Source organism: Cyanobium sp. T1G-Tous (assembly GCF_024345455.1).
GTDB lineage: Bacteria > Cyanobacteriota > Cyanobacteriia > PCC-6307 > Cyanobiaceae > Cyanobium_A.
The window spans coordinates 1-8,415 of sequence record NZ_JAGQBD010000040.1; the positions used below are offsets into that span (position 1 = coordinate 1).

General features: G+C 51.9%; 8 protein-coding genes. All 8 read right to left on the minus strand.

The window, feature by feature from the left end; genetic code table 11:
• Positions 1 to 1,025 (minus strand): hypothetical protein (locus KBY75_RS14840; protein WP_255024503.1); only part of this gene is annotated, 1,025 nt, incomplete at its 3' end.
• Positions 1,025 to 2,449, minus strand: a complete 1,425-nt coding sequence (locus KBY75_RS14845; protein WP_255024504.1) for an SLC13 family permease — start codon at positions 2,447 to 2,449, stop codon at positions 1,025 to 1,027. The genes KBY75_RS14845 and KBY75_RS14840, both read right to left, overlap by 1 nt.
• A 2-nt stretch (positions 2,450 to 2,451) precedes the next feature.
• Positions 2,452 to 3,561 (minus strand): hypothetical protein, encoded by a 1,110-nt coding sequence (locus tag KBY75_RS14850; RefSeq protein WP_255024505.1) that lies wholly within the window; start codon positions 3,559 to 3,561, stop codon positions 2,452 to 2,454.
• Positions 3,562 to 3,780: 219 nt separating this feature from the next.
• Entirely contained in the window at positions 3,781 to 4,254 is a 474-nt protein-coding gene (locus KBY75_RS14855; RefSeq protein WP_255024506.1) for a hypothetical protein, read from the minus strand.
• Positions 4,255 to 4,550: 296 nt separating this feature from the next.
• Positions 4,551 to 6,005, minus strand: a complete 1,455-nt coding sequence (locus tag KBY75_RS14860) for a circularly permuted type 2 ATP-grasp protein (protein WP_255024507.1) — start codon at positions 6,003 to 6,005, stop codon at positions 4,551 to 4,553.
• Positions 5,995 to 6,597: a cysteine dioxygenase family protein gene (locus tag KBY75_RS14865; RefSeq protein WP_255024508.1), complete on the minus strand. Its 603-nt coding sequence runs from the start codon at positions 6,595 to 6,597 to the stop codon at positions 5,995 to 5,997. Before KBY75_RS14865 ends, KBY75_RS14860 begins: the two co-directional genes overlap by 11 nt.
• Before the next feature lie 58 nt (positions 6,598 to 6,655).
• Positions 6,656 to 7,975 (minus strand): GNAT family N-acetyltransferase, encoded by a 1,320-nt coding sequence (locus KBY75_RS14870; protein ID WP_255024509.1) that lies wholly within the window; start codon positions 7,973 to 7,975, stop codon positions 6,656 to 6,658.
• 200 nt (positions 7,976 to 8,175) lie between these two features.
• Positions 8,176 to 8,415 (minus strand): hypothetical protein (locus tag KBY75_RS14875; protein WP_255024510.1); only part of this gene is annotated, 240 nt, incomplete at its 5' end.

Genomic DNA, 8,415 nt, shown 5'->3' on the forward strand with positions numbered 1-8,415 from the left:
AGTTGACTGCTGAGCCTTGCAGCTTCACGGTAAATGAGTGGAAGCGTTATGCCTCGCCTCTTCAGCTCTTCGGACCTTAGACCAATGTCGAAATGGTCATCCAAGCTGATCGAAGGCATTGAATTCTTTCTACTCGGCTCGCTCCATTGCAGAACAGATTCCATGGCCATAGACCCCCGATAGAACGTTGACGGGATCAGGGATAACGAACCACCTAATGGTACGTAATCACCGATCAAGCCTACTGGTTGCACTACGCTGGCTTGAGCCTCAGTCCATTGGATTACTTCAGCAGGGCTCACAATACTGTTGGCATCATTATTTCGCAGGCCGTGAACTGCTGTAACCAAGAGAATATCGCTGTTCTGATTAGAACGTTTAACAATAGCCTGCCATTCTGCCCATGTGGAGGCATAATGAACACCAATAATTCTATGTGGTCCCATTCTGAGTCTCTGGAATCTAGAGCCAAGATGTTGTCCCAGCTCTGTATCGCTACCTAGGACGGTAATTCGTAGATCTCTGCCACCATGAATATGTGCCAGTAGCTCTAGTAGTGACTGATGAGGCGCAACATTGGTGATGCCTGCGACAGCATCATTCCGTGAATAGCCAAATGAAGCGGGTGATTGATTAATGCCTATAAAAAAGATCCGACGTCCTCGTTTTAGTTCAGGTGCCACGGTCATCAAGCGATTGGCTTGGTCATCAGCAAGAATGATGATGCCCGGATTAAAATCCTCGATCAGACGTTTCACACTTGCTATATCCGAGCTCGCCATCGTATTGACTTCGGGATGATCACTATTTAGGTAGTACCACTGAACACTTAGAGGTAGTCTGTTCAGGCGTAACTTCTCCTTCATTCCTGCATCAAGATCCATCACTTCCCTCGAAGATTCAGAGAACGAGTGAACAACCAGGATTCTTGGTTTCCAGATGTTAAATCCTGTCATCGCTAGGATGTAAAGGATCACAAATGCTGTAGCTAGAGAGGAGGCTCCTAGTAATCGGGATGAACTCATCAGATCAACCCCAAATAGAACCAATATGGAATGCTCATCGCCATCCCAACTATTGCCGCAAGATTAAGCCACTGCTTTGATCGCAGGAACGTGGTGGAATTGAATGTGTCACCCATGGCTGATTGCAGTTGAATGTAGGCTGAATTTTGATAGGGCATAAACCAGATGTCACTGAAGACACCACAGGCGAACAAGCAAATCCATGGATTAAGACCTTCGGCAGTTGTTAGCGGGAGTAGAACAACAAAGGCCACAAGCATTCCTGCATTCAGTGGCAACAAGACTCTTACGGCAACTGTAACAACTAGGCAGGCGCCAACAAACAGCCATATGTTTGCGGCGGTGAAGCCAAGATAGATATTGACAAAGTCAGTCAATACAGCAGAAAAACCTACATAGTCCATTATGTCAACCAAGCAACTGTTGCCAATCAGGAAGAAGATCAGTGGCCATTCCAGAGAGTCCCGAAATCGCTTTTTTGTGAGTACACCTGTGCTTAGTAAGAATGCCAGTGTTACTCCTGAGATCCATGCCACATCAATATGATGCAAAGACTGGGTGAGCAGGCCAGCCGAATAACCGCCAAGTGCAATCATGACCAATTTCTGCTCATTCGAGACTGGCCCCAGTGCATCAAGTTTTGTCAGAAGCACCGATTTGTCGATCCTGGCGGGCCGTTGATCGCCTTGAAGACGAAGGAGAATGAGAGCTTGAGCGATGAACAGAGTGATGAGCACTACAGCCGCCGCCTTCAGCCAAAAAAGACCCAGGTATGCATTCTGAACCTGTCTTGGCAGCAGACTTAAGCCAATAATGCTGGCAGATTTACTGGTTGCCAACATCGGTGAAAATAGGCTGGCTCCTCCGAAGGCGGCGGCCACCAGGGATGTCATGGCAGGCCCTCGATCAGGTAAGTTGAGAATCTGAGATGTTGTTTTACAAAGCGGCAGAATTAGAGCCGTTCTGCTATTGCTCGAGGATACAAACGGGGACATGAATAGACCTGTGATCACAAACCCCATCTGTTGCATAAAAGGGTTGTTCGGCAGCTTCAGCAACATGATCAACCCATACCGCTCCGCTAGGCCACTGAGGCTGATCCCCGCTGCCAATGCAAACACACCCAACAGAGTAAGAAGAGTTGGAGAGGCAAATCCTCCGAGAGCCTGCGACGCGGGTGCCAAGCCAATAAACACACTGATCACCACTGCGATTAGCGGAGGAATAAAGTCATCAACCAAGTTGAATCCCCATAGAATCACGGTATTGGCAAGAATGACAGCAAACAATGATATTGCTGTGTCGTAGCCTGCCGATCGAATCAGCAGGCCGGCAACAGCAGGACCAACGAGCAAGAAGGCAACTCCTAATGCGCGTTTGCTGAAGGGCATCATCCGTGAAGGCTTGGTGTTGTTAGTGCTCATCACTATCTTCGAATCAGTCTAAATTTCTGGGCTCTGTTGCCAGTGTCAACTTCCGTTGTGTACAGGTTGCCGGCTGAGTCAAGCGCCAGATTATGTAGACGGTGAAATTCACCTGGTTTGTCTCCGCCCCTGCCAAACTCACTAGTCACTCTGCCGCTCTCCCTTCTCAATATCCTCACCTTGCTATTGGTTCCATCTGCGTGGAAAAGTGAACTCTGCATCGGGTCAATCCATAAGTCGAGGTCCCAAGTGGAACCACTTGACTTTGTATCTTCGCCGATCACAAATTGCCGTATGAAAGTGCCATCTTTATTGAAGATCTGAATGCGGTTATTGGCTCTGTCGCAAATATAGACAAGTCCGTCCCTGGCAATTCTCACGCAGTGGACGGGGTTGCCGAATTGTGGAGAAACAGGGTTGTACTGCCCAATTTTCACATCGGTGGGTGAATTCCCATAGGCTCCCCAGTGGCGCTTGTATCTGCCAGTCTCTGAGTCAAAGACAATCACACGGTGGTTGTGATATCCATCAGCGAAGTAGACCTCGCGGGCCTGGATGTCGATATCTGCATCAGCAGGTTGACCTAGACGTGTGACATCACTACTGTTGGTTAATGGGCCTGACTGGCCAATCTGCAGAACAAAATGCCCATCTGTCGTGAACTTGAGATATTGTCCATCGCTTGTTCCATTACCACCAATCCACACAAAGCCTCTGAGATCGATCGTTAGACCGTGCTCTCGTTCTGGCCAGTCATAGCCTTCACCAGGACCTCCCCAGGAGTTCAGCAAATGACCTTCTTGGTCAAATTTGAGCACCGGCGGTGCTGGCCGACATGACTTGCTTTTCATTATCACTCCGCCTGGCTGCGATTGTTCTGTCGTACAGGCAGATGCTGGACGGTGAATCACCCAGATATGATCATGATGATCAATCGCTACACCCGAGGCTTGTCCCATGGACCAGTCGTTCGGAAGTGGTTTTGGCCAGCTGGGATCAACCGCATAACGAGGTGTGTCTTCTGCTACCGCTGAAAGCTGATAGACGAAGCTGCTTATTATCAACAGGGCTTGTGTGGCCCCCTGAGTGATCAGGCTCCCCATCGTCTTCATGTGCTTACTCGCCCGATGCAGGTTGTCCAGCTTGTTTAAAGAGAGCAATATCAGATCCTATTATGGAGGTCATCGATCCAGGCCGAGGAACTACTTATTGGCATGTGTGATATTGATTAATGCGCTATGCCACAACTGGCCTGAATACATTCGACCTATCTTCTTTTGATGCTGATCTTCAATTGCAGAGATCTTGATCATTCAGTTCCCTAGGCCTGGTCAGCCGATATCCACAAAGTCCCAGGTTCTAATGAATGTCCCTCCCGTCAGGCTCCCTTGGCTTGGTCCGATGTCGATGACGTTAAGGAGCCCTCGCTTCGGCTCAAAGTAGCCAGTGGCTCTTGCTGTCTCCTCGAAGTCGGCTAAGTACCCCAGTCCAGTGAATGTTCGATTGTATGGATCTAGCGCAATAATGTAGTCGGCTGATTGCGGCGTATCGTCAACGGTGTGATTCCACTCGATGTGAGCCTTGAGGTTTCCATTCGCTAATTGCTTGAATTCAATGATCCCGTCTCGCCCAACACCTTCAGCGTCTTTGCTGTTGTCATCGTGTTCCACGTTCCACGCTCTGAATGTGCCAGCCCATTCTACTCTCTCGAGATTTTGACCCCACTTGTTGAGCTTCCGTTTGAACTGTCTGCGGGCTCCTGTGATGAGGTCTTGTTCCTGTTTGCTTGGGTTGATGACGCTCATGCCAATGTCTTATTTCTCGACATCACATTAACGTATGCAGCTACACCGCTTTTCTGTCTTCGTTGTTTCCTTGGATTTGACGCACACATTCTGTTTTGATCGCGTCGCCTGCTGTCATGCTTGAGTAACATTCCCTGGTCAACTTTCCGATGAATACCTTGTTGGGCGCCCTCCAACCTCATTGACCCGAGATCGCCAGGCGGCCGCAAACAGGAATCAGCCGAACATGGCTGGTAGTGAAGGCTTGTCTTTACTGGTTGATGTTTTCTCCATCCTGTGCGCTGAGGCAAGGATTGCTACTGATCCGAATTGACAATCCATGTGTCCTTGAATCCTCCACCCTGAGTGAAGTTGACAATTCTGGAGGATGGCTGCAAGGCGACTCTTGTCAATGCAGCATTTGCCAAAAGGGGTTGTCTTCCAAAAACAATAATCGGCCGCAGATCAACACGGCAGGGTTCGAGCATTCCGGAACGAAGGCATGGAACAGTGGATAGCTCTTGCAAAGGCTGAGCAATGTGATGGCGGGGATTTTTGGCGATGGCTTCCGCCATGAAGAGCCTTTCCTCAGGTGTGGCGAGTGGCCCGATCATCACTCCTGCCCCCCCTGCTCCGCCGACATGCTTGATCACAAGTTGATCAAGCCTATCAATCACGTGCTCACGCTCTGATGCGTTAACACAACGATAGGTGGGTACTTGCTCAATCTTGGGTTGTTCACCCAAGTAATAGCGAATCACGTCGGGTATAAAGCTATAGATCAACTTGTCACCAGCAATGCCGGTTCCTGGAGGATTAGCAATGGCTACTGATCCATTCAAAAAGAGTCCCGTCAGCCCTGGAATGCCCAACATGTGATCAGCGCCTTCACACTCACTGGGATAGAAGTCTTCGTTGCGCCGGTAGATCACATCAACGCAGACAGGATTCTTGCCCGAATGACGCCATAGCCGACCTGCATCAACCCACAGCTCAGTTGGTTCAACAACCGGAATTTCCATCTCATCAGCCAGTCGGCGGTGCTCGTAAAACGCGCTACTAAGCCGACCAGGTGTGAGCACAACAAGATCAGGATCGTCAGTCCATGGCGCGAGAGATGCCAACGCGCTGCGCAAAAGACTGGGACCGTTTTGGATTGGCGCGACGTCAATCCCTTTGAACAACCATTGGAAGTGCTGAAGCTGGGTCTCACGAGCAGCCAATGCATAACCGATCCCAGACGCACGCCTGAGGTTCTCCTCGAGAACCATCCAGTGACTATCAGCATTTCGGATGAGATCAAAAGCAGCTATAACGCACCATCGCTGTACATATGATCCACAGCCCAACAGCTCAGGGCACCAGAAAGGGGAGCTCGCTATCAAATCCTCAGGGATAATCCCATCTCGAAGAATCCGCTGCTCTCCATAGAGATCGGCAACAAATGCATCCAACGCAACAGCTCGCTGGATTAAACCAGCCTCAAGGAGCTTCCACTCAGCTTGATCTATAAGTCGAGGCAGTGGGTCAAATGGCAGAAAGGCTTCCGGATGAGTGAGCGTTGGCTTCTCAAGTCGATAGTCAACTCCCGCAGTCAGCTGGTCCCGCTGGGCATTATGCAGGTCGACTATTGTTTGCGCCAGTGAATGCTGGCGGACATGTTCCAATAGATTAGTAGCACATTCATAACTGAACGCATCACGAGAAGTAAAATACTCATCGAAGCCGGGTCCGGCTACATAGGATTTTAGGCTAGAAATCTCAGCAGACATTTGCCAAGGCCTGGGCAGCACGCCATGATCTGAGCTGCTGCTGCCGGTGCAAAATATCGGGGTCAGCCGTTAACCCAGGCTGGCAGCGCAGAATCTCGCGATCAGGGAGCCCAAAGAAAACGCCGCCATTGGTGAACTGAATGCAGCCCTCATTCACAGCAAAGACGCGTGCGCTGCCAGTGATCGCTTCTCGGCAAATATCGGCGCCGTAGACGTGGAGGCTCAGAAAACTCTCAGTCCCAGAATTTCCCATTTGATGAATGAGACCTCGATTCACCAACCTGATTTGCCCTGGGGTGTAAGGGAGAGATGCTTCATACTGGAGGCGTCGCCCTTTCAGGTTATAGCTGTGATGCTCTGCGATACCAAAACACTGCACAGCTCCCCACTGAGCGTATCCATGATCGTGAATAGCGCTGAAGTCTCCCGGTAGCCACGTCATCACCATCACCTCAAAATGCCCGCCATACCAGACCAGCCGACGGCCGTAGCTATCCCGAGGTGAGTGGTTGTAATCAGCCCAGGGCTCAATCTCAACAGCGCTTACGCCTGCGCTTGCAATCAGCTCTAACAATTGCGCTGAATCACTCACCGTGCAGGCGCACAATCCCTCTATCAGGGACCTCAGGCCAGGGGATTGGGGCACATGTTCAGAGCCCATGGTCCTGCTCAGCTTCGGTATTGAGAATGCGCTGCAGGATCGTCACGTCATACCAGCGGCCATGCAGGTAGCCGATGCGTTGCTGTGTGCCCACACGCTCATACCCCCACCGCTCATGGAAACTAATGCTGTGACCATTCCCAGCCACGACCTTGGCGACCAAATGAGCGTAGCCGTACCCCTGGGCTACTTCGATCAATTGGTGCTGCAGGCTACCCCCCACACCCTGGCCCTGCACTGCCGGGTGCACATAGACCGATGTTTCCGCGCAGCGGCTGTAGCCCGCCCGCGGGGAGTAGGGCTTGAGATCTGCCCAGCCAATGACTTCCCCCAGGCACGTCGCCACCAACAGACTGCTCCGAGCAGCCATCTCCTGGCGCTTCATTGCGACGGCTTCCGGCGGGAAGCGGCGGTCATCCATGGTGATCCCTCCTTGATCGATGGCCCATTGGTAGATCGCAGCAATGGCAGCGTCGTCTCTGGGCTGGGCTGCTCGAATCTCGATGGGAGCGGACGCCAGGGCAAAGTATTTGATCCAGGCAAGCAACTGATTGAGCGCGGGAGCACTGCCCATCCGCTGCAAGCTTGCAAATCCACCCACATTGCCAACGTTGATTTCGCTGACCCGCCAGGCACCGGAGTCGTCTTGCAAAAAGTCGTAGCCGAGGACCCTTAACCCCAGGGAGGCATAAGCAGGCCAAGTGGCTTCAATCGCCTCTCGCTCTTGATCATTCACAGGAGCCGCCGTACACCGGCCGCCGGCGGCCACATTGTTCACCCAATGCCCCGCCGCCGATCGCCGCACATAGGCCCCCAAGATCTGTCCATCCAGCACAACCACCCGCTTATCCCCCTCGCTGGTGCGTGGCAGGAAGCGCATGAACTGCAGGGGTGCATCCGTCCCCCCCTGCAGCTCATCAAGCAGCGACCTTAACGAGCTCTGCTCTGAGCGTTGTCCATAGGCATGTTCAAAGGCGTATAGCTTGCCCTGTTTCTTTAGGCGAAACACCCCTTGGGCCTGGGTACTGTTGCCTTGCTTGGCGACAACCTCTCCATGGGTTTGCAAAAAAGCCTCGATCTGTGTTGGATCGTTGCTGACCAGGTGTGGTGGCATGAAGTCACCCGCTAATTCCGAAAGGAAATGCGGTTTGAGCTGTTGAATCTTGCTGGACGGTCGATTCAGGAAACGCAGCTGCGGCTCCAGCTCCTGCAGCACCTCCAAATACCCCTGAGCGAATGGCTTCAGGCTCCGGCAGAAGACAGCATCAATCTCTTCAGGGATGAAGGGGGTGAAGGGCGATTGTCCCAACCTCAAAAAGGTCGCTTGGTCGAGACCTGCCTGCAACGGGGTGAGCCGCCATTGGGAGGAAGGGAGGCTGTTGATCTGCTCTGTGGCTAAATGCAGAGGGACGAAATCAGGGTTTGCTGCAGCCGCTCTGTAAAAGCATGGAACGTCTCCTTCCCCGTTGGGATAACGGCTTGGATCAGCAATCAATAGGAGTTTGACGCTCATGTCAAAGGAGCGATGACGTTTGCGCCATTAGCGGCCAGTTCCGCCATTTGCTCTTGCTCCTGTTTACCTATAGCTGGCTTGGACTTGCCAAACGCCGTGATCATGACCCCCACCATGATCACCAGCAAACCCACCACCTGGTTGCTGGCAGGCCACTGCCGATTCAGCAGCGCTGCTACTAATACACCAACCGCTGGGGCCGGAGTCGCCCAGCGACCAACACTGATCGAGTCAAG

What these genes read in the sequence shown, in the direction of transcription:
- KBY75_RS14845 (WP_255024504.1), bottom strand. Translation starts at nt 2,449, where the DNA reads ATGAGCACTAACAACACCAAGCCTTCACGGATGATGCCCTTCAGCAAA.
- KBY75_RS14860 (WP_255024507.1), bottom strand. Translation starts at nt 6,005, where the DNA reads ATGTCTGCTGAGATTTCTAGCCTAAAATCCTATGTAGCCGGACCCGGC.
- KBY75_RS14850 (WP_255024505.1), bottom strand. Translation starts at nt 3,561, where the DNA reads ATGAAGACGATGGGGAGCCTGATCACTCAGGGGGCCACACAAGCCCTG.
- KBY75_RS14855 (WP_255024506.1), bottom strand. Translation starts at nt 4,254, where the DNA reads ATGAGCGTCATCAACCCAAGCAAACAGGAACAAGACCTCATCACAGGA.